This window comes from Bacillus sp. FSL M7-1020 (assembly GCF_038050415.1).
GTDB classification, from domain to species: domain Bacteria; phylum Bacillota; class Bacilli; order Bacillales; family Bacillaceae_G; genus Bacillus_A; species Bacillus_A toyonensis.
The window spans coordinates 2,359,571-2,379,562 of sequence record NZ_JBBOTW010000001.1; the positions used below are offsets into that span (position 1 = coordinate 2,359,571).

A 19,992-nucleotide genomic window follows, 5' to 3' on the forward strand; every position below is an offset into this window, starting at 1 on the left:
AGTATCTTGTATTTTTCAATGGAGATACTAACTGTGAAAATTCATGTCAAGATAAAAGAAGGGGACAGTTAGTATGAAACAAACTTCTATAAATCCGCTATTAATTGTTCTAGGTACAATCATTGTTCAAATTGGCCTTGGAACAATTTATACATGGAGTTTATTTAATCAACCCCTTGTAAGTAAGTTCGGATGGAATCTCAATTCAGTTGCGATAACTTTCTCCATAACAAGCTTTTCTTTATCATTTTCAACCTTGTTTGCAGCAAAGTTGCAGCGAAAATTAGGACTTCGTAAACTTATCGCTACTGCAGGAATTGTTCTAGGACTCGGTTTAATACTTAGTTCACAAGTTTCTTCCTTACCATTACTATATTTATTAGCTGGTGTTGTTGTTGGATATGCGGATGGAACAGCTTATATTACGTCACTATCTAATTTAATTAAATGGTTTCCAAATCGAAAAGGACTTATTTCTGGAATATCTGTTTCAGCATATGGAATGGGCAGTTTAATTTTTAGATATATAAACGGAAATCTTATCGATAGCCTTGGTGTATCACAAGCATTTTTATATTGGGGCATTATCGTCTTACTTTTAGTATTAATCGGATCGTTCTTCTTACGTGAAGCGATTGTAAGTAATACGGTAACAGAAACATTACACAATGACTATACGCCACGTGAAATGATGAGAACGAAACAAGTATATCTGTTGTTTTTCATGTTATTCACATCGTGTATGGGTGGTCTGTACTTAATTGGTATGGTAAAAGATATCGGCGTACAACTCGTTGGACTTAGTGCAGCAACCGCCGCTAACGCCGTCGCAATGATTGCAGTCTTTAATACAGTAGGTAGAATCATTCTTGGAACGTTATCAGATAAAATTGGTAGAATGAAAATTGTCTCTGCAACATTTATTATTATTGGAGTGTCCGTCTTTACTCTTAGTTTCATTCCATTAAATTACGGGATTTATTTTGCTTGTGTAGCAAGTGTCGCCTTTTGCTTCGGCGGTAATATTACAATATTCCCAGCTATTGTCGGAGATTTCTTCGGTTTAAAAAATCATAGTACAAATTACGGGATTGTATATCAAGGTTTCGGATTTGGTGCACTTGCAGGTTCATTCATTGGAGCATTACTTGGTGGGTTTCAACCAACCTTTATTACAATAGGTGTTTTATGTGCGATTTCTTTCGTTATTTCTATATTAATTCGTCCACCAAATATAGAGAAGAAAAAAGAAATCAAGCAGTTACATCGAAAAATAGCTTAGTTTTAAAAAGAGTCCTTATGGTAGGGCTCTTTTTCATTACAACGTTAACTATGCTCCTTTCATTATTTAGTAAAGACAGGACAATACAATTATGAAATGGAATAGATAAAATAAAAGGAGCGTGATATGTAAAATGAAGATAGTAAAACAATGGGTTCAAGAAGATAGTAATTACATACGAGAAAAAGTAATTGAATATAATCAAAAGCATCTTTCAAATGAAGAGAAAACACCTTCAGAAAAGGTTAGTTTTATAGTGAAAAATGAAAAAGAGGAAATAGTAGGAGGGATAACAGCTATAACATTTTGGCACCATGTACATGTTGATTTCCTATGGGTTTCTGAAGAATGCAGACACGAAGGATACGGAAGTAAATTAATAAAACTTATCGAAGAATTTGCAATTGAAAAAGGATGTAGGCTAATCAACTTAGATACGTTTAGCTTTCAAGCTCCGGATTTTTATAAAAAACATGGATTTAAAGTAATTGGAGTGAGTGAAGATCATCCAAAAGGACATAATCATTATTATTTAGAGAAAAGGTTATAAAGTGTATGGAATTAATTAATCTCAATATATAAAATTCAATAAATTAAAAAGAACGTATTTTGAATCATCTATATCAAAATACGTTCTTTTTAATTTGTATGTATCTGGTAAAATGAAATAGAGGCAGAAAATTCTTATTAATAAAGGGGTAAATATGAAAAAGGTTAATGTTACATACGCGCTTTTGTACGATAAAACGAACGAAAAAATCTTAATGGTAAAAAACAAAGGAAAAAATGGGTCTTATTACACATTACCAGGTGGCTCAGTTAAATTTGGGGAAACGTTAGAAGAGGCAGTCATTCGGGAAGTAAAAGAAGAAACAGGGCTACATATAACTGTAAAGGGGATTTGTTCCATAAGCGAAGCCTTTTTCGAGGAGAGAGGCCATCATGCCATTTTCTTTAATTTTTTAGGTGAAATAATCGGCGGAGAGACATATATATCCCGTCCAAAAGAAATCGAAGAGATTACTTGGATGGAATTACATATAGCAGCACCGTATTTACGTATACCTGAACAGTTACTAGATTTTTTACAAAGGAAAGAAACAGTACCTTACTTTTTTAACGGAACAATCGTTCATCAATCTTTATAAATAAATTATTTCATTTAAGGCGGGGAAAAAATGGAGTTTATCGTTAGTCACAAACATTTCACTCAAGCACTTTCAGAAGTAAGTAAAGCTATATCTACAAAAGTTTTAATTCCTATATTATCTGGTATCAAAATAACAGCCGATCAATCTGGAATTACTTTAATCGCAAGTAACTCGAATGTTTTTATTAAAAAATTCATACCTAATTCAATCGAAGACGAACAGATTGCAACTATATTACAAGCAGGAACTATTGTTGTACCTGCAAAATATTTCATTGAAATTATAAAGAAAATGCCAAGTGATATAGTAATAAAAAGTAAAAATGAGCAAATCATTACGATACAATCAGAAGAAATCACATTAAACTTAAATGGACTTCCAGCAAATGAGTTTCCGAATGTACCACTTATAGGGGATCATGCAGAAATACAAGTAGAAACAGAACAATTGATTGAAGTGTTTAAACAAACTGTTTTTGCAGTAGCTAAAAATGAATCCAGACCTGTTCTCACCGGAGTACATATAGAGTTAGATCACAATAAATTAGTTTGCGCTGCTACTGACTCACATAGACTAGCTATACGTGAAACGCCAATTTCTTCAGATGCGAAAGCAAATTGTATCGTACCAAGCGCAACTATTAGTGAACTTCTAAAATTAATGAACAGTAATACGGAATTCGTATACATATACCTTTCAGACAGTCACGTTATTTTTACATTCGGAACAACTACGTTATATTCAAGACTCATTGAAGGGAAATATCCTAATATATCTAATCTCATTCCAAATGAATTTCAAACGGTTATTAACGTAGAAAGAAAAAAGATTTTACAAGGTGTAGATCGATCGAGCTTATTAGCAAGTGAATGGGCAAATAACAACGTCAACTTAGAAATCATCAATGAATCCACAATTAAAATTTCTTCTAACGCTTCTCAGATTGGTAAAATAGCTGAAACACAACAAGTAGATGCGATTCAAGGTGAAAAACAATTAAATATATCTTTCGACGGACGATTTATGGTAGATGCTTTAAGGGCAATAACAGAAGAAATGGTTACTTTAAGTTTTGGTGGTTCAATGAGACCGATATTAATCGAAGCAGGAGAGCAATCTGCCGCAGTACATCTTATATCGCCAGTAAGAGCTTATTAGGAACAAAGGAAGGACTTACATTATGCACAAGCACACTTTATGCTTCATAAAAAGAAATGAAGAAATACTGGTGCTGAATAGAGAATATGACCCTGTAAAAGGATTATGGAACGGGGTAGGAGGGAAGATAGAACCGGGAGAAACACCTTTAGCAAGTGCAATTCATGAAATAAAAGAAGAGACTAATATAGATGTTAAGCTAAATCAAATTCAATTTAAAGGGATTATTAAGTGGGAAGACTCCTCATACTCTGGTGGCATGTATGTTTATGTGATAGAACTACAAAATGAAGTTACATATGATACACCTAAAAAGGTATCCGAAGGGATTTTAGATTGGAAAAGTGTGTCTTGGATATTAAGCGACTATAATTACGGTGTAGGAGAGATGTTACCTAAATTATTACCTGAAGTACTTCATAATGAATTCATATTAGAGCACAATTTTGTATTATCTAATCATAAATTAATAGATTATAGGAATGAAGAATTGGTTATTATTTAAGAAATATTTTTAAAGAAGTAAATCTTTTAACATAAAAGAGCGGATAATTTTTAACTAATAGGTGCGCTTAAATGCAAAGAAACCTAATTACAAAAAGAGCGAATCCCTTATAAAAAGGTTCGCTCTTTTTTACATATACAATTAAACTTCGCGCCACCAAGCTGATGAAAGATAGTTTGTAGGTTTTAATGTAATTGATTCACCAATTTGCGGCGTTGCAACTGTAACTCCTAAACGTTTTGCTTCTTTCGTAACACGTTCAATTGGATCGCTCCATTCATGCAACGCTAATGTAAAAGCACCCCAATGAATCGGAAGTAGTAATTCTCCTTTAACGTCAATATGAGCTTGTACCGTCTCTTCTGGCAACATATGAATAGCAGACCAACGTGTATCATATTGCCCGCATTCCATTAAAGTAAGATCAAATGGACCGTATTTATCACCAATCTCTTTAAAGTGAGGAGCATATCCGCTATCACCACTAAAAAAGACTTTAGTTTCTTGACCAAGAATAAGCCATGAACACCATAACGAACGATCTCTATCTGTCATACTTCGTCCAGAGAAATGCCTTGCAGGAGCGCATACTAACTTAATAGTATCAAACGTAATTTCATCCCACCATTTATGCTCACTAATCTTACTAGGTGAAACACCCCATTTAATAAGATATTGTGCAACTCCCGTCGGAACGTAAAAATGCTTCGTACGATCTTTTAACTCCATAATACTTTTATAATTTAAGTGGTCATAGTGATTATGTGAAATGATAATCGCATCAATTTCTTGAAGGTCTTCACGTTCTAAAGAAAACGCACCACTATACCGCTTACTATTAAAAATAGGAAATGGGGAAGAGGCATCACCAAGCATAGGATCTAATAACAGCTTTTTACCTTCTACTTTTAAAAGAGACGCAGAATGGCCAAACCATGTAACACTCTCTAAAGATTCATCGTCTTTATTTGATAAAACGATAGGTAAATCCTTTATAGGACGTAGCTTTGATTTCATTTTAAAATAATCCGTCATTAAACCTATAATATCTTTCGGTTTAAAACTCATATCAGTATGAATTTGATTTGTATATTTCTTATTCATTGGTTCTCCTTTTTACGTTTAACAATATACGTATGTTGTTATTGTAGCTATTTGTAGTTTAAACTATATCATTTTACCTTTCATCTTACATGCAGTACATTTCATAAATTCGTCAAATTCGTTATTCGTATATATAAAATGAAATTTATTCAGCAGCAGATAAAACTAATATGAAGTAAATGTAAATTATTTTAATTTAGTAAAATTCCTCTTATAAGAATAGAAGAACATATGTTTCGTTGTATGTTATAGAAGAGAATATGTCTCTAATGAACAATAGGAAGGAGAGGATGTAGATGCAAATAGAGAGAAAAAAGAAGTCAAAATGCAAACTATCAAAATCTGAAATCATCCAGCTGTATGCAGAAGGGAAGAGTACCTCAGAAATTGCTATACTTGCTAATGTGTCTGCAAGGTATATTCGTATGGTTCTAACAGACAACAACGTTCCAAGGCGCGCTATAGGGAGCTGGAGGAGAAAGTATGACATAACAGAAGATTATTTTAAAACGTGGTCAAATAACATGGCTTATATTTTAGGGTTTATAGCAGCAGATGGTGTAATCCAAAAAGAAAACCAATGTGTCAGTATCTCACAAAAAGAAAGTGACATTTTAGAAGATATTAAAAAAGAATTAAACACAAACCAGCCACTTTACCAAAATAAAAAAACTGGCGTATATATGCTAAACATTAATAGTAAAACAATAAAAGACGACATTATGAACATACACGGAATCATGCCGTGTAAATCATGTAACATCGAATTTCCTTTTGTACCAGAAGAATATTTACATCATTTTGTTCGTGGGTATTTTGATGGGGATGGACATGTAAACTCTCATAAATACTTTGTTAGCTTCGTTGGTGGATCATATAATTTTATGAATTCTTTTAAAGGTATACTTGAGAATAATAAATTCCAATTGAGTTTTGTTGACAAAGTAAAACAATATCGCATATACCTTAGTGGTAAAGAAAATGTTAATAAATTTTCAAAGTGGATTTATAAAGATAAAGGATTGTATTTAGAGCGTAAAAACACTATTTTTCAGCAAAAAGAAGAATAATATACTAATAAGTAAGAATTCTTTTATGATATAACATATTAGAAGATTGTTTATTGCAAAAGAAATTTTTGAATCCAGAAACGATGCCAGCCACTTTTGGATATTCACATATAGTCGAGGTTAGCAACACCAAACGGACCGTATATATCTGGAAAAATCGCTATAAATACTGATGGTCGAATAGTTGGAATTAACGATTTAAGTTTACAAACAAGACAAGTATTTGAAAATATAAAGACTACTTTTGAATCTTCCGGATTAAACTTTAATGAGGTTATAAAATTAACATTTTTTCTAACAGTCATTTCAAAAATGGCCATAGATAGAGAAATATGTAATCAATATATCAATACAAACAATCCACCAGCAAGTTCAGCTGTAGAAGTTAACAAACTAATTCACGACGAATTAGTAATTGAAATCGAAGCAATTGCTGTAGCAAACTAATAAATAAACATATATTAATCATTCTCAAAGCAACTTGTTCTTTAATTAAAACAAGTTGCTTTTTATTTGTTGTTTAATTAAAAAGCATTTTCAAGAACATATAAATTATAAATGCAAAGTCAAACAAATTGCACTGATTTAAAAGTAACGAACTAATCAATCACGTACAAACAAAGAAAAGGGGAGTATAAAAATACTAATATTTAATAAGTTTATTACTTTTTATTAGTTGACATAATATATATTATAGGCAGTTATAGAAACAAAGTGTTTACAGGTATCAAAAACCAAGTAAACTATACTTAATGAGACAAAACGGAGATTTTCAGTGAGATTCCCATAAAATCTAATCTATATGAATTTCTACAGTTTTATCGTTTATTTTGCTTTAAATGAATCATAGCAAATCCTAATCAATAATTGCTTAAGATTTAACGAATCCAAATCATTTTTAATCGACAAGAAATTTTTCTGCATAAAAATTATTTCTATACAAAATATAAATTAATAATTTTATTTTATGTTTTACTTATTCAATTTATTGCTATTTACACACGTTTTACAGCTTTACTTTATTTGTTGTTATTTCTATCATTTACGCTTGACTTTTAATGCGCTTATTGTTCTATACGCTAGTTAACATAACGTTTATTTGTAACATAAAAAAATCCTCCTCGCCTTCAGGAAGATTTTTTAACTTGCTATTAGATTATATATATCTTTTTAGTAGCAATCCCAATTGTAAATAACATTGGAAAAATCTAGATTTAACAAATCATCTTTCTTTATAAAGAAATTAGCAACACCAGAATCTCCCCACATAATATTTAATGAGTCGTCTGTATCGATTTGCAGCAATAACACATCATGCTGTTTGTATTTTTCTTGCCATTCTCTTGGATCTGTCTGTGTAAAAAATGGATAACCACCAATTTTATGCCCTTGATCTTCGCATAAATCATCATACAGTTCGCCTAATTCTGTATTGTTTTCTTTATCAACGATTTCTTCCCAATCAATGTTATCGTTAAAAATCATTTCAAATCGATAATCTCTAGATGTTACTGGTTGATAATTCAATTCAAACTTTAGTTTTGCTGCTTCAGGTATGATAAAATCCTCTGAATCTAAAGTGTTTAAATAACTGAAATCAGTAATAACCTTAGTTAAATCTTCTGTAATTGTAGAATGATGCATAATTCGAAAGTCTTTTTGGTCAGTTGGATGATCAAAATCTGCTCCAAAAAGCTCATCATCAGCACTTACGAAAAACTGTAACATACCATTTTGAGGCATATATTCAATATGAGGCATTTCTTCAAAGTTTAATTGAGCAAGTAGCATCATCGGTTGCCCATTTGAGTCTTTAGGATGCTCTTGATCTATAGGTAAATACGGATGACCACCAAACTTACTCTCAAAAAGAGTTGTCTCTGCTAATGTTCCAGAAACTTTAACATACGGTTTCACACTTTCTTCTAAAATACTACGATACTGTTCTAGTTCTTTCGGAATTTGAAGTTGATACGTATTCTTCATCACATTTGCCTCCCTTTAATAATGAATTGAAAATGCCTTACTTAATTATATAGTAAGAGATAGCTTCATTGAAAATTGTTAAAAGTCCGTTTTCATCCTCGTTTTTTGCGCACTTGGTGGACAAAGTAGATTATGTTCTAAAACCTTTTTATTAATAGTTCGAATTAAATCCGCTGCTTCTGCAGTATTTGTAGTTTCTTTTAGCCTTTCTTTTAAATCATCAATTTCCTTTGAAAGCTCAATCCACCTAGGTAAAACATGATTATTTTTCAAAGTTCTATACAGTTGTTTTTCAGGATTATACGAAAGATCTTTATCTAGATTTAGAGGTTTCCCTTTACCTGGCAAATTATCAAAAGACCCTTTCTTTTCTGCTTTTTTAACGATAGAACTAATATGATCCTCATACGTATAGGACCAAATTTTCTCATCTTTTACTAAAATCTCTTGCTTTTTTAGTTTTTTATCTAGTTCTTCTTGATTCATAAAATCTCTCTCCTTTATATTTTATAGTAGCGTTTTTGCAGGTTTTTACGCTTTCAATCCATCAAATAACTTTTCTCGCCACCAAACACCGTCATGACCGCCTTGAAATTCTTCATAAGTAATTTGGTATCTTTTTCTTTTAAAGCTTTATACAGGCGTCTATTGGCTGTTAAAAGAGGTTTGTTTTCAAGTTCTCCTGCTGCTATATAAAAATGAGGTTGCATCGCATTTGAATCTATAGATGAAATTTGATTTTCAATCCAAGGAATTATATTTTCATAACCATCCTTTTTCCAATGTACGGATCCAGACATTGACAACACGTTCCCGAAAACATGTGGATTTTGAAGCGCTGCATAAAAAGCTGCTAAGCCACCAAGACTGAAACCGGCAATTGTTGTATGTTTCGCGTCTTTATGCACACGATACTTAGCATGAATCCACGGCAGTAATTCCTCTGTTAAAAATATATTCATTTTATCGTTATAAGTTAGCTCTTCTAGCCGATCAACTGGTTCTATAGCAACAGCAATACAAGATGGGATTTCTTTTGTGTGAATTAAATAATTGAGTGTTCTTGCGATTGAAAGGTTATTAATGAATGAATTCCCATCAAATACAATGAGAAGTTCTTGAAGATGTGAAGTGTGAGAATAATCATGAGGCGTATAAATATGAATTTTACGTGTGTTATTTAAAATCGTACTATGAAAAGAATATGTTTCAATTTTTCCGGATGGATAATGTTTTGAAGGAAAACGACTGCTATACTGCACTTCCATTCCTGTGTTTAACATAGACGCTTTATTGGCACCTTCTCCAAATGTATTTCCATTAAATTGGTCTAGTTGGTACTGTCCACTACGCTTTATCCAATCATTTTTGAAAAAATCGTTTACTGAAAAATAGTACGTTGAAATAAAACTCTTATCCGTCCTAAACGTTTCATACCAAATATCTGTCTGTAACAATCGTTTTAATTGATTTACAGACAGATCCCAACCAGGAAAACTGCCGAATACATAAACATTTTCAGTTTTTCGGTCCCTTAACCAAATATACGTTATAAGCTTATACTGATTAGCTACAGGACATTGTTCTATTAGTGGCGTATTATTCGACTTTATTTCATGCAAAAAAGTATAAAAAGCTTTCTCGTTTCCATTTTTTAATTGATTATTCAGTTCCTCTAACTTAGGACTAATTATTGAAGTCACCCCCACTTCCTCCTTCGTTGTAGTTCTTTCTTTTTATTAGGAAAGTTTATCATTGCCTGAACAGATAGTTCCAACGCTTTTATTCTTCTTGTTAAAAGAGTTCTTTGCGGACTACCTACTTTAGACTTATCATAAGCCCTCTCCATTGATGGAAGCAAACCAACAAGGACATTACGAGCTTCTATTAACTCTTCTTGACTATACTGATGACTTTGTTGATTCCAAGCGTTTTCTAGCGCTGCTAACCCTATGCAAACAGCTTTAAATCGTTTTTTCACTAATGTAGTATTTGCACCTTTTTGAGTCATTTGTGACAGTGCATTTTCAAGTTTACGAATTGTTGATTGTAAAGATTTTATTGATTCCGATTTGTCTAGATTTGATACGTTTTCCATTTTACTGTTGTTCCTCCTGGCTTAACTTATTTAATACTGGATATAATAAGTACTTAATTTCACTCGAAATATTTTATCATAAATAACTAACTATATTCGAGGTGGATAATGGATTAAAGGAAAACGGTATCTAAGCGCCTCTCCCTCCCTTACATCATTCTATATGTACTTCTTCCTTCGTATTAGAATCCCTATATAAACAAGGTATTAAAATTGTATTTTTTATGAAAAAAAACGCACAAGCAGCATAACTTGTACGTTTTAATTTTTATTCAGTAAGATAATATAGTAATAGTTTTCGCGCTTTCTCATAATTCATGAAATTTCTATACAAAACGGGATACTTCACAATTTCTGTTTCTATAAAACGATATTGCGGAAACCATTCGAAAAATGATTTTCTCAGCCACTTTATTTGCTCAAACGAAATCTCCTTTTCGTTTTCATTAAGTACGTAACTCAAAGTCCCTGCTGTATGCATCCAATAATAATTTAAATCAGCGCTTATACAATCATCTTCTGTGAACATATTTTTATAATCTTTCCGTATTTTTTGAATGTCACAATTCGGAAATGGTTTATATAGAGGACTATGCATTTTTTGCAATTCATTAAACATAATTTGTTTTCCTAACTTCAAATACCCACTCCTTTATTTCTCTATCCAATTTAATAAGTTTTCATAGTGATATTGAGCATCGATATACCCAAGATTATATAGATTAACAAGCTTTTCCTTATTTCTTTCTATTCCGCTTATAGGAAGTTGTACGCTAGGCTGAATAACATAAGAATTATCTTTTTGTTCTTTTTGATTCATATAAGATATCGTCTCATTATAAAAACGATAATGCTCTACTAAAGTCTCTGCGATTTTCGGATATTTTCTATATAAAATTTTAGCCAGGCCAGAAAATTTATTTCGCTGCTTCTCATATCCTTCTGGTTTTGTCATAATAACAACGTTCTTTTCATAACCATCATTTTGCGCTTTAAAAACTGGTATAGGATCTATAATCCCTCCATCTAACAACTTTCGATTATCGTATTCTACAGCAGGTGCTATAAACGGGACAGAGCTTGATGCACGAATGATTTTTAAAATATCATTTCCATGTTCCTGTTTATTATAATAAACAGCCTGTCCTGAATCGCAATCGGTCGTTCCAATTACAAACTGTTCATTTGAATGTAGGAAAGTTTGAAAATCAAACGGTACAATTTTGTTTGGTACTTCATCAAATAGAAAATCCATACCAAATAATTCACGTTTTCTGATTAAATTTCGATAAGATATATATCTGTGATCTGCTACTAGCTCTGTATTCACTTTCTTATTCCTTCCTTTTTGACGTGACAAATAGGTTGCTCCCATACACGCTCCAGCAGATACACCGACTACATACGGAAAGAATAAGTTTTGTTCCATGAAATATTCGAGTACTCCTGCAGTATATAAACCTTTCATTCCTCCGCCCTCTAATACTAAACCAATATTCTTCATGCTATATCCCTCTACTCCTTTTTTCTTACTTACATATTAGCATAAGATTTTAAGATGAGGTTATATAATCGAATTGCAACAATAACCAGAAACTACTAAAGTAATGTCATAATTTCTTAGTAAGTAGCATGGTACAATATAAGTAACACATCCCACATATATTAAAGGAGGAATTTCATATGGGTTTATTTAGCGGTATTTTAGGAAATGCATCGAATGCGAGTACAGAAAGTGTAGAACGTGATTTAGAGAAGATTATGCTAGACGATGAGAAAGTTGAGCATGCTTATAAATTAATTCGCGATTTAATCGTATTTACAAATCGTCGTCTTATTTTAGTAGATAAACAAGGAATATCAGGTAAAAAAACAGAGTATCATTCTATTCCTTATAAAAGTATTACACAATTTAGCATTGAAACAGCTGGGCATTTTGATTTAGATGCAGAGCTTAAAATTTGGGTGTCTAGTATGGATGATCCAATTGCAAAAGAATTTAAAGGTGACGATAGTATTTTAAGCATTCAAAAAGCGTTAGTAACATATACGACAAAATAGTTATTTTGTATTTTTATTCATTTATGAAATTACTAACCCGAATATTTTGGAAGTATATACAAAGTATTTGTATATTTAATCTCTATTAACATAAAAAGGTAAAGCGTATTTCTAATGCTTTACCTTTCTTTTTTGTAATAAATAAGTGTAGCTTTATCATTTAATTTCTTTATAACTTCTGTTCTTTTATAACCTATCTTTTCATATAAAAAACAATTTCTCTCTTCTTCTAAAATAGTAGCAAGTTCCCAACTTATCGCTTCAGGAAACATCTCCTCAATTAATAATAATACTTTTTGAGCAATTCCTTTTCCTTGAAACTCTGGATGTATGAACATAGGACTTATCCAAAATTGATTTGTTTTTTCTTTGTAATATATACATATTGCCCCGACAAACTGACCATCTACGATAATTTTATAAAATCCACCATTCGGGTATTTAATTCTTGTCATCGTTCGTTGAATCGGCTCATTCGCTGGACTCGTCTCATAGTCTTGGTACTTCTCTAATAACGGATAAAATGATGTAACTTGCATTGTGAATATGTCCACTGCATCTTTCTCAGTTGCTCTTTTTAGTATAATATTCATCTTACCAATCTAGGCGCTTTCTTAATGAAGTAATATGTGCTGTATGATGACGACCGTGCCATGCGTATAATCCAATTGCAACAGCAAGTTTTGTTTCACCAGATTCAGGATGATTAAATGTCTTTTCTAAATCAGTAGGTTCTAATGAATATAAAAGGTTAACCCATCTTTTATGTAATGAATCTAGCATTACTAGTGAAACATCTACAGGTAGTTTCGAATCTGGCAATTCTGCCCACTTTTCTTCTTTATACGGTTTAATAGTTGGATTCTTTTCTGTTAGTGCTAATTTAAAGCGTATGTAACTATTCATATGGCTATCAACAACGTGATGAACAACTTGACGAACTGTCCATCCGCCAACGCGATACGGTGTGTCTAACTGCTTCTGATCTAAATCTTTAATTGCCTTTGCTAAATCAGTAGGTACATCCTCAATTTCTTGAATCCATTTATCAATCATTTCCTCAGTAATAGGACGCTTGTATGTAAATTGGCCAATTGGATAACGTAAATCATTCATGAATAAGTCCCCCCTATTATTTTGAACACAAAGTAGTTCTACAAATATAATGTACAAAATTTACACGTTCTCCGTTTAATTCTACAGAAGTTGTATCTGCTTCATTTTTAAAAGAAAATCCGCTTTTTTCTAGTACAATTTGTGATGCAAGATTATTAGTCGTTGTTTTAGCATGAACCTCATTAATTTCATTATTTTTCGCTACGTCTAAAATTAATTTTACAGCTGCTGTTGCAACTCCTTTTTTAGTGAATTTTTCTCCGACTCGATAACCTAACGAACTGATTCGAGTTTCGGTATCTATATTTACTAAGTTAATTCGTCCTACAATTTCTTTTTCTTCATTACGAATTAAATAAAAATAAGAATTTCCATCTGCCTGTTCTATTAATAAATCGTCTAATAGTTTTTGAAAATATTCAAAATCGAAATATTGCGAACCACGATTTGGTACCATCGTTTCAAAAAAAGATTTATTCGTAAGTTCAAACGTAAATAAATCCGCAGCATCTTGTTTTTTTAGTTGCTCGATGTATATTTCCATCCCGTATTCTCCTTCTTGATTTACTAACTGTTATACATTCTTTTTTAATCAATTATATTCCTGCTATTTCTTTCGATTAAGTAATACAGCTAGTAGCACTTTCGGATGAAAAAGGTGAAATGGACTACGAATTAAATTCATCACTCGTACTAACCGAATATAAACATCAGAATCACTTGCGGAAAGTCGATATATTTGTTTCGTATACCATAGCTGAAATTTTTGTTTCGTAGTTAATTCTCTCTTTAGCTGCGGGTGACGTGATATTTCCGTTGTTGTCATATCCCAAGGGATTTCTATTATGTCAGCTGTCTTTTTATAAAATTGTTGTGTAAATGTTTTATCGAGCTGTTTTCTACTTTGCAAAAGTAATTGCAATTGGTGAGCTTCCATAGCAGCAACTGAAACACCTTGACCGAAAACAGGATCAAAACGACATTGTGCATCTCCAACTACTAACAACCCTTCTGGTACATTGTTAACTAAATCAAATCGCCGGCGTACTTGATAGGGAATTTTGTATGTCTTTATATCAGTAATTCCCTCAGCCTTGTTTAGGAAGTCTGTAACATTAGAAATTGATAGGTTTTCAGCAAAATCATAAAACTCATCATCTGTTTGTGGTGCTTTCTCATTTGCGTATCCACTGAAAGTAACAAAATAACGATTATCTTCAATCGTTTGAATAAGAACGCCATAAGGGTTTTCAGGGAAACTCGGAGACATTAGCATATTACAACAGTCTAATTCCTCATTTTCTTTAAGTTGGAACATTTTCGTTGCGTAAAATAAATCAATACGAACCTTCTCTTCTTGTACTTCAATTTCATATTCTCGTAGCCACTCTATACTTTTCGAGCCAAATCCACTCGCATCAACTACAATATCTGCATGAACTTCTTCTTGCATGCCTGTCTCTAAATATTTAACTTTTACTCCACACACTTTGTTAAGCTTCCCATCTACTAATAACCCATTAACCAATGTTTTATATGTAATAGTAATATTTGAAATTTGATCAATTCGTTTTTGAATATGCCATTCTAATAAAGGACGACTTTGTTGAATTATATGAACTTCCCCTATGAATGGTTGTTTCCATAGACCAAATTGATGCCATTTCAAATCACGCGTAAAGTTATTTATAATACTGCCCGCTTTTATTAATTCATTCGTAATAGTAGGAAACAATTCTTCAATTGCTTTTTCTCCACCTTTTAATAACACGTGAGGATGATCGCTTTGTGGAACTCTTTTTCTTGAAGCTTTTCCATCCCATTTGTCACCGACTTCTAAAATGATTACTTCTTTAAAAGAAGTTGATAATGCCTTTGCTGCAAACTTTCCCGCCATACTTCCACCAATAACAATAGCCTTATTAAACATATTCTCCCCCTTAATAAAAAGAGATCCTGTCGTGTATAAATGAAACAGGACCTTAATTACATTGCTTCTTTATCATTATAATTAAAATACATGAGTAAATTGCAACGTTAAAATTAAAATACCTAATCCCCATACGTAATACGCGAATACTTTTAAGGAATGACGTTTTAAATATTGAATCATCCATGAAACTGCTATGTAACCAAAGAAAGCTGCTGATAACGTTCCGACAATTAATGATGTACTAGAAATAGATTCTGCTTTCCCTTGAAAAACATCTATAAATTGCAAGATGATTGCTCCGACTATTGCTGGCGTAGATAATAAAAAAGAAAAGTATGCTGCTGTTTCACGGTCTAGTTTTCTCCATAAAGCAGCGACAATCGTCATTCCAGAGCGAGAAATTGCCGGGAAAATAGCAGCCGCTTGAAATGAACCAATGATAAATGCATCTTTATATGTAATGTCGTCCATTTTTTTACGACCATCCTTTTGTTTATCGGCCATATATAGAAAGAAACCTGTCACTAAAAACTCCCAACCGATGGTAATGCCTGTTTTTGAAATATCTTCAAAGAAGTCTTTAAATAATAAACCGATTACAACCGCAGGTATCGTCCCAACGATAAGTAATAACATAAGCTTTGAAAATGGATTTTTCATTAAATATATAAATTCTTTTTTGTAATAAATAAACACGGCAAGCAAAGTCCCAATATGCAGCGTCGTATCTAAAAACAATCCCGCTTCATCTAATTGAAACAAATGCCGTCCTAAATAAAGGTGCCCTGTACTACTAATCGGTAAAAACTCTGTTAACCCTTGAATTATACCTAAAATAAATGCTTCTAACCAATTCATGATGGTCTCCTTTCTCGTTTGCTTGTACCAATATATGAAGGTTAAATTTTCGATATGAAAAAAACTATATTTCTCTATGAATTTACTTTTAAATTATGGATATATATGTAAAGAGAGTCGAGGTGGGTTAATATGTGGAGGCACACAAAATTCGGTAATGTATTACTTTGGGTGGGACCTATCCTTGTGTTTTTAGGATTATGTATGACTAATGTTATTTCAGACATTCCTTTCTTTGAAGGAAAACATAAAACGCTCGGAATAATAATTTTATTTATAGGGGTTTTCTGTTTAATTGCTGCTAATTATTTTAAAAAAGGAGAAAGAAATGAAGAATAAAGCTAAATAAAAAAACAATCCCAGTATAAATGCTAGGATTGTTTTTCGTTTATGTTGCTTATTTATAGAATACTTTATCAACGTTATATTTTGCTTTGTATTCATTAATGATATATGTTTCGTAAATTTCTCTTTCTGTTGGATCTTCTACGATACATGCATCAATACGGTATACTTCGTCACGATGATTTTTAATTGGTGAAACATTGTCTTCAAAGTGTTTTTTAATACGTTGTCTAATTTTACGAGCTTTACCTACGAAAAGCAGTTCGTCATTAATATTGTAAAACATAAAAATGCCGCCTTTATCTCTAGGGAACAAGTGGAAATCGATAAAACCATTAATTGGAGTAATGATTGCCTCGTCTCCTTTAATAACTTGTTTACGTTCAGTAATTGAAACATCAGCTTCAGGAATATTAATTTTAATCAAGTTCATTCACGTCCTCTTTTATTATAAAGATAAATAATAGCATACATACGTAAGAAAAGCTATGTCCAGAGGCATATTTCATTTTATAATTCAAATATTATAGGTGTATCATGTAAACTCTTCTTCCAAATCATATGATCACTTGATTTTCCCCAATAACCCTTCAGTACATAACTAGGTTCTCCAAACTTCTTTGTCCATATACTTTGTGCTTTTTTGTATCCACTATCTAAACAGTATTCTGTTATTCCTCTGCTAAGTAATGTAAGATACATTGCATGTAATAGTAAACTCCCTATACCCTTTCTTTGATACTCAGGAAGTATAAATACAGTTCCTATTTCATACAAATCCTTAAGTACACCGCCTGTACAACTAGTAATCAATGTACTTGCTGGACCAATTTCAATTGTTCCAATCATTTTATCGTTATTTGTATCTATCGCTAATAAAAAGTAACGATTTTCTCCATTACTATCAAAATCATCTTTTAAATATTGCTTTTTCAAGTTAATTTCATTTTCTATGTCACCCAATAATTGTGATAATCCTTCATTTTTATATGTATCCGTAATAACTATACGGAAAAACAAGTGAAGTTCCTCTAAATCATCCGAATTCGGTCTCCTAATTTCAACGTTATACATGTTTTAAATCTCCATTCTATACGATTGTTAAAACCAGACTTTATATACTCTATTCAACAATATTCTACAAAGCCCTGCATAGATCCAGCAGTATAGAAAGCTCAGTATAAATATTGATAAAATAATGTTTATATCCATAGTTGTATGAATAATAGGACCAAGTACGGGAAAACGGAAAATATCTAGAACAATCATAATTCCTATAAGTAGACAAATCGCAGAAAAGGAAACCACCCAAATTCTTCTCTTGAATTGTTTAAAGGAAAGCCCTAAGGCTATACCTAATAAGCCTGTAGTAAAGGGAAATACAATTAGTTCACTCGGCTCAATAATAAATAATAGGAGAATAGTAAGAAGATAAGAAAGTACTCCCTCACGAATGGAGTAGAAAATAGCAAAAAAAATTGGTAACGTCGCAAAAGGACTAATGAATAATCCTATACCTGGAATTAAATTACCCGCTGCTTGAAACATGGTGGCCAAAGCGCTCATTAAAGCTGTAATGACTATCTTATTTGCAAGGGACAATTTTCTTTTATGAACATAGTTCGCATCATTCTCTATCATAAGTTGACACAAATAACGTACAAACCGATTCATCGAAATACCCCCTAAAGATATCTAATTTATACACTTATTGTTTATTTGTTACCTTCTTCTAGAAAACAATCACTATACAATAGCCAATTCTAAAAAGAATGAATCTGAGAATTTATATCGTATCAAGGAACAATTTCAAAAATAGTACCTTTGTTAAAATCAGTTACTTTCATAGAACCGTAAACTCCTAAATATAACCTAGTTTGATCCAAATTTGTTCCTAAACTCATATAATAAGCTGCTTGCGTACCAAAATCATAATTAGTTTCAATAACATGAAAGTCATTATGTTTACCGTCTGTACCGGCTCTAGTATATGCTAAAACACCTTTAACTGGAGGACGAGACTCTTCTTTCCTAGCAAGGTCACTAAATACAACACTACCATTTAAATTCGGGATTGCAGTTCCCATATATGGCTGAACGCCTGTTAGTGAAGTTCCGCCAAACTTATCTGGTCTGGGGTCTTTATGAAAATAACTAATTAGTGGCTGAATACGCTTGGCGGATAATTCTATTGTTTCATTATAATAAGCAATTGTTCTCTCATCCAAAGTAGGATTCTCAGAACAGTGCCTTATAAAAGAAGTAGGTAATTCTCCTTCCCATCCTCTCCAACCAAAATTAATAAACCCATCTTGATTGGGAGTGAATCTCATTGCATGCGTTTGAACAAGTTTGGTAACCGGTATCGGTTTATATTGAACAAATGAAAAAATAGACTCTACAATATCCTGTCCGACATTACCTGCATATTTAATATATTGATTATAAAACCTTTGGAATGAAATACCGGTTATATTACGAATACCTTTCGCAATTACTGTAAGTGTTTCTTGTATAGATAAAGGAAGTTCATTAAAGCGCGAAACTACTGGAGGATTATTTATGACTGTATTTTTACTTACATCGACTTCAATTATTTTACCTGCTATTTCTAAATCATCTTGGCTTAAATTAAATGGATCATATCCCGATCCACCATCTCCATTTGTAAAAACAAGTTTTCCCGTTTCAGGAGAAAAGTTTAAAGTGTTTACTCCGTTATGATTAAAAAATGGGCGTTTTATATTAAGTAATGTTCTGCGTTTTTGAGGTTGACCATTTGATTGTAAAACCCATTCTTCAATTGTATCAATATGATCATATTGCGTATTTCTATTAACCCACTTTAAGTTTAACGTTTTAGGGTCACACGGATTCGGTTTAAATTGTTCAGAAAGTGCACCAGGTCCTTGAGTTCCAGCTACTGAATAATGAAGATAAAATAAACCGTTATGATGAAATTGAGGATGAAACGCAAGTCCTAGCAATCCTCGCTCATCATATCCACTACTAGCAACACCTTCTTCAAATGTACCTAATTTAATAATTCGTGGACGAATATTTAAAAATGTTTTTATAACACCGTTTCCTATGTAAAAAACCTCTCCTAATTGAGTTGCGATGAATAATCTTTCGGTCGATTCACCTGGAATTATGGCTGTTTTTATTACAGTTGGTAAATTTATATTATGAACAATGGGCCGTAAACGAATCTTAACTTTAGTCAATTAACTGTCCACCCCTTTTTCTTTTATTTAATAGAAGAGTATGATTAGAGTAGTCTTATTAGTATCAATTAACTCATATTCCTTTTTATTACAATTTT

Annotated in this window: 23 protein-coding genes and 2 pseudogenes; 9 read left to right on the forward strand and 16 right to left on the reverse strand. The window is 32.1% G+C overall.

Features of this window, described 5'->3' with window-relative positions; all coding sequences use genetic code 11:
- Positions 1-73 precede the first annotated feature (73 nt).
- The 5 genes from MHB70_RS11960 (at position 74) to MHB70_RS11980 (ending at position 4,096) form a co-directional block, all read left to right on the forward strand.
- Positions 74-1,282, forward strand: coding sequence for an L-lactate MFS transporter (locus tag MHB70_RS11960; protein ID WP_000815140.1), 1,209 nt, complete (start codon positions 74-76; stop codon positions 1,280-1,282).
- 133 nt (positions 1,283-1,415) lie between these two features.
- Positions 1,416-1,832: a GNAT family N-acetyltransferase gene (locus MHB70_RS11965; RefSeq protein ID WP_061529780.1), complete on the forward strand. Its 417-nt coding sequence runs from the start codon at positions 1,416-1,418 to the stop codon at positions 1,830-1,832.
- A 154-nt stretch (positions 1,833-1,986) separates the two neighbouring features.
- Positions 1,987-2,430, forward strand: a complete 444-nt coding sequence (locus MHB70_RS11970) for an NUDIX hydrolase (protein WP_000757645.1) — start codon at positions 1,987-1,989, stop codon at positions 2,428-2,430.
- Between the two features lie 30 nt (positions 2,431-2,460).
- Entirely contained in the window at positions 2,461-3,591 is a 1,131-nt protein-coding gene (dnaN, locus tag MHB70_RS11975) for a DNA polymerase III subunit beta (protein WP_000394495.1), read from the forward strand.
- Between the two features lie 22 nt (positions 3,592-3,613).
- Positions 3,614-4,096 carry an NUDIX hydrolase gene (locus tag MHB70_RS11980; RefSeq protein ID WP_061529781.1) on the forward strand — a complete coding sequence of 161 codons (483 nt, stop codon included), beginning with the start codon at positions 3,614-3,616 and terminating at the stop codon, positions 4,094-4,096.
- Between the two features lie 141 nt (positions 4,097-4,237).
- On the opposite strand, the gene MHB70_RS11985 is transcribed toward MHB70_RS11980, so the two are convergent.
- Positions 4,238-5,200, reverse strand: coding sequence for an MBL fold metallo-hydrolase (locus tag MHB70_RS11985; protein ID WP_001037056.1), 963 nt, complete (start codon positions 5,198-5,200; stop codon positions 4,238-4,240).
- Positions 5,201-5,496: 296 nt separating this feature from the next.
- Between MHB70_RS11985 and MHB70_RS11990 the strand changes: the two genes are divergently transcribed.
- On the forward strand, positions 5,497-6,270 hold the full coding sequence (locus MHB70_RS11990) for a helix-turn-helix domain-containing protein (RefSeq protein WP_061529782.1): 774 nt from the start codon (positions 5,497-5,499) through the stop codon (positions 6,268-6,270).
- 53 nt (positions 6,271-6,323) lie between these two features.
- Positions 6,324-6,717: pseudogene (locus MHB70_RS11995) on the forward strand (RidA family protein).
- A gap of 723 nt (positions 6,718-7,440) precedes the next feature.
- Here MHB70_RS11995 and MHB70_RS12000 read toward each other — a convergent pair.
- The 6 genes and pseudogenes from MHB70_RS12000 to MHB70_RS12025 form a co-directional block, all read right to left on the reverse strand.
- Positions 7,441-8,256 carry a YwqG family protein gene (locus MHB70_RS12000; RefSeq protein WP_061529783.1) on the reverse strand — a complete coding sequence of 272 codons (816 nt, stop codon included), beginning with the start codon at positions 8,254-8,256 and terminating at the stop codon, positions 7,441-7,443.
- Positions 8,257-8,334: 78 nt separating this feature from the next.
- Positions 8,335-8,742 carry a DnaJ family domain-containing protein gene (locus tag MHB70_RS12005; protein ID WP_061529784.1) on the reverse strand — a complete coding sequence of 136 codons (408 nt, stop codon included), beginning with the start codon at positions 8,740-8,742 and terminating at the stop codon, positions 8,335-8,337.
- Positions 8,743-8,787: 45 nt separating this feature from the next.
- Positions 8,788-9,959, reverse strand: a pseudogene (locus tag MHB70_RS12010) (alpha/beta hydrolase).
- Positions 9,956-10,354, reverse strand: coding sequence for a hypothetical protein (locus MHB70_RS12015; protein ID WP_061529785.1), 399 nt, complete (start codon positions 10,352-10,354; stop codon positions 9,956-9,958). The pseudogene MHB70_RS12010 and the gene MHB70_RS12015 overlap by 4 nt, the downstream one beginning before the upstream one ends.
- 268 nt (positions 10,355-10,622) lie before the next feature.
- Positions 10,623-10,994 (reverse strand): YxiJ-like family protein, encoded by a 372-nt coding sequence (locus tag MHB70_RS12020; RefSeq protein WP_000765928.1) that lies wholly within the window; start codon positions 10,992-10,994, stop codon positions 10,623-10,625.
- A 12-nt stretch (positions 10,995-11,006) separates the two neighbouring features.
- Positions 11,007-11,858 carry a patatin-like phospholipase family protein gene (locus tag MHB70_RS12025; protein ID WP_061529786.1) on the reverse strand — a complete coding sequence of 284 codons (852 nt, stop codon included), beginning with the start codon at positions 11,856-11,858 and terminating at the stop codon, positions 11,007-11,009.
- A gap of 179 nt (positions 11,859-12,037) precedes the next feature.
- Between MHB70_RS12025 and MHB70_RS12030 the strand changes: the two genes are divergently transcribed.
- Complete coding sequence (locus MHB70_RS12030) at positions 12,038-12,415, forward strand: PH domain-containing protein (RefSeq protein ID WP_000522467.1); 378 nt, start codon at positions 12,038-12,040, stop codon at positions 12,413-12,415.
- 119 nt (positions 12,416-12,534) lie between these two features.
- Here MHB70_RS12030 and MHB70_RS12035 read toward each other — a convergent pair whose 3' ends face one another.
- The 5 genes from MHB70_RS12035 to MHB70_RS12055 form a co-directional block, all read right to left on the reverse strand.
- Entirely contained in the window at positions 12,535-13,008 is a 474-nt protein-coding gene (locus MHB70_RS12035) for a GNAT family N-acetyltransferase (RefSeq protein WP_001021462.1), read from the reverse strand.
- Position 13,009: 1 nt separating this feature from the next.
- A complete protein-coding gene (locus MHB70_RS12040) occupies positions 13,010-13,531 on the reverse strand; it encodes a YfiT family bacillithiol transferase (RefSeq protein WP_000999060.1) in 522 nt (173 codons plus the stop codon).
- 16 nt (positions 13,532-13,547) lie between these two features.
- The gene (locus MHB70_RS12045; protein ID WP_000409226.1) at positions 13,548-14,075 is read right to left on the reverse strand and encodes a GNAT family N-acetyltransferase; all 528 of its coding nucleotides are present in this window, start codon (positions 14,073-14,075) and stop codon (positions 13,548-13,550) included.
- A 63-nt stretch (positions 14,076-14,138) separates the two neighbouring features.
- The gene (locus MHB70_RS12050) at positions 14,139-15,461 is read right to left on the reverse strand and encodes an NAD(P)/FAD-dependent oxidoreductase (RefSeq protein WP_061529787.1); all 1,323 of its coding nucleotides are present in this window, start codon (positions 15,459-15,461) and stop codon (positions 14,139-14,141) included.
- A gap of 81 nt (positions 15,462-15,542) precedes the next feature.
- Complete coding sequence (locus MHB70_RS12055; protein WP_001104286.1) at positions 15,543-16,322, reverse strand: undecaprenyl-diphosphate phosphatase; 780 nt, start codon at positions 16,320-16,322, stop codon at positions 15,543-15,545.
- A gap of 132 nt (positions 16,323-16,454) precedes the next feature.
- On the opposite strand from MHB70_RS12055, the gene MHB70_RS12060 reads away from it, so the two are divergent.
- Positions 16,455-16,661, forward strand: coding sequence for a hypothetical protein (locus MHB70_RS12060; protein WP_000269008.1), 207 nt, complete (start codon positions 16,455-16,457; stop codon positions 16,659-16,661).
- A 58-nt stretch (positions 16,662-16,719) separates the two neighbouring features.
- Here MHB70_RS12060 and MHB70_RS12065 read toward each other — a convergent pair whose 3' ends face one another.
- The 4 genes from MHB70_RS12065 to MHB70_RS12080 all read right to left on the reverse strand — a co-directional run bounded on the left by MHB70_RS12065 (position 16,720) and on the right by MHB70_RS12080 (position 19,894).
- Complete coding sequence (locus MHB70_RS12065) at positions 16,720-17,100, reverse strand: nucleotide excision repair endonuclease (protein ID WP_001048938.1); 381 nt, start codon at positions 17,098-17,100, stop codon at positions 16,720-16,722.
- A gap of 77 nt (positions 17,101-17,177) precedes the next feature.
- Positions 17,178-17,741 carry a GNAT family N-acetyltransferase gene (locus MHB70_RS12070; RefSeq protein WP_000282924.1) on the reverse strand — a complete coding sequence of 188 codons (564 nt, stop codon included), beginning with the start codon at positions 17,739-17,741 and terminating at the stop codon, positions 17,178-17,180.
- A gap of 27 nt (positions 17,742-17,768) precedes the next feature.
- Positions 17,769-18,341, reverse strand: coding sequence for a hypothetical protein (locus MHB70_RS12075; protein ID WP_001079202.1), 573 nt, complete (start codon positions 18,339-18,341; stop codon positions 17,769-17,771).
- Between the two features lie 122 nt (positions 18,342-18,463).
- On the reverse strand, positions 18,464-19,894 hold the full coding sequence (locus MHB70_RS12080) for a PQQ-dependent sugar dehydrogenase (RefSeq protein ID WP_061529788.1): 1,431 nt from the start codon (positions 19,892-19,894) through the stop codon (positions 18,464-18,466).
- Positions 19,895-19,992 lie beyond the last annotated feature (98 nt).

Coding starts and splice junctions, on each gene's coding strand:
- MHB70_RS12025 (WP_061529786.1), bottom strand. CDS start 11,858: ATGAAGAATATTGGTTTAGTATTAGAGGGCGGAGGAATGAAAGGTTTA.
- MHB70_RS11970 (WP_000757645.1), top strand. CDS start 1,987: ATGAAAAAGGTTAATGTTACATACGCGCTTTTGTACGATAAAACGAAC.
- MHB70_RS12005 (WP_061529784.1), bottom strand. CDS start 8,742: ATGAATCAAGAAGAACTAGATAAAAAACTAAAAAAGCAAGAGATTTTA.
- MHB70_RS11965 (WP_061529780.1), top strand. CDS start 1,416: ATGAAGATAGTAAAACAATGGGTTCAAGAAGATAGTAATTACATACGA.
- MHB70_RS12075 (WP_001079202.1), bottom strand. CDS start 18,341: ATGAATCGGTTTGTACGTTATTTGTGTCAACTTATGATAGAGAATGAT.
- MHB70_RS11990 (WP_061529782.1), top strand. CDS start 5,497: ATGCAAATAGAGAGAAAAAAGAAGTCAAAATGCAAACTATCAAAATCT.
- MHB70_RS12040 (WP_000999060.1), bottom strand. CDS start 13,531: ATGAATGATTTACGTTATCCAATTGGCCAATTTACATACAAGCGTCCT.
- MHB70_RS12015 (WP_061529785.1), bottom strand. CDS start 10,354: ATGGAAAACGTATCAAATCTAGACAAATCGGAATCAATAAAATCTTTA.
- MHB70_RS12050 (WP_061529787.1), bottom strand. CDS start 15,461: ATGTTTAATAAGGCTATTGTTATTGGTGGAAGTATGGCGGGAAAGTTT.
- MHB70_RS12035 (WP_001021462.1), bottom strand. CDS start 13,008: ATGAATATTATACTAAAAAGAGCAACTGAGAAAGATGCAGTGGACATA.
- MHB70_RS12045 (WP_000409226.1), bottom strand. CDS start 14,075: ATGGAAATATACATCGAGCAACTAAAAAAACAAGATGCTGCGGATTTA.
- MHB70_RS11960 (WP_000815140.1), top strand. CDS start 74: ATGAAACAAACTTCTATAAATCCGCTATTAATTGTTCTAGGTACAATC.
- MHB70_RS12065 (WP_001048938.1), bottom strand. CDS start 17,100: ATGAACTTGATTAAAATTAATATTCCTGAAGCTGATGTTTCAATTACT.
- MHB70_RS11980 (WP_061529781.1), top strand. CDS start 3,614: ATGCACAAGCACACTTTATGCTTCATAAAAAGAAATGAAGAAATACTG.
- MHB70_RS12060 (WP_000269008.1), top strand. CDS start 16,455: ATGTGGAGGCACACAAAATTCGGTAATGTATTACTTTGGGTGGGACCT.
- MHB70_RS12000 (WP_061529783.1), bottom strand. CDS start 8,256: ATGAAGAATACGTATCAACTTCAAATTCCGAAAGAACTAGAACAGTAT.
- MHB70_RS12055 (WP_001104286.1), bottom strand. CDS start 16,322: ATGAATTGGTTAGAAGCATTTATTTTAGGTATAATTCAAGGGTTAACA.
- dnaN (WP_000394495.1), top strand. CDS start 2,461: ATGGAGTTTATCGTTAGTCACAAACATTTCACTCAAGCACTTTCAGAA.
- MHB70_RS12030 (WP_000522467.1), top strand. CDS start 12,038: ATGGGTTTATTTAGCGGTATTTTAGGAAATGCATCGAATGCGAGTACA.
- MHB70_RS12070 (WP_000282924.1), bottom strand. CDS start 17,741: ATGTATAACGTTGAAATTAGGAGACCGAATTCGGATGATTTAGAGGAA.
- MHB70_RS11985 (WP_001037056.1), bottom strand. CDS start 5,200: ATGAATAAGAAATATACAAATCAAATTCATACTGATATGAGTTTTAAA.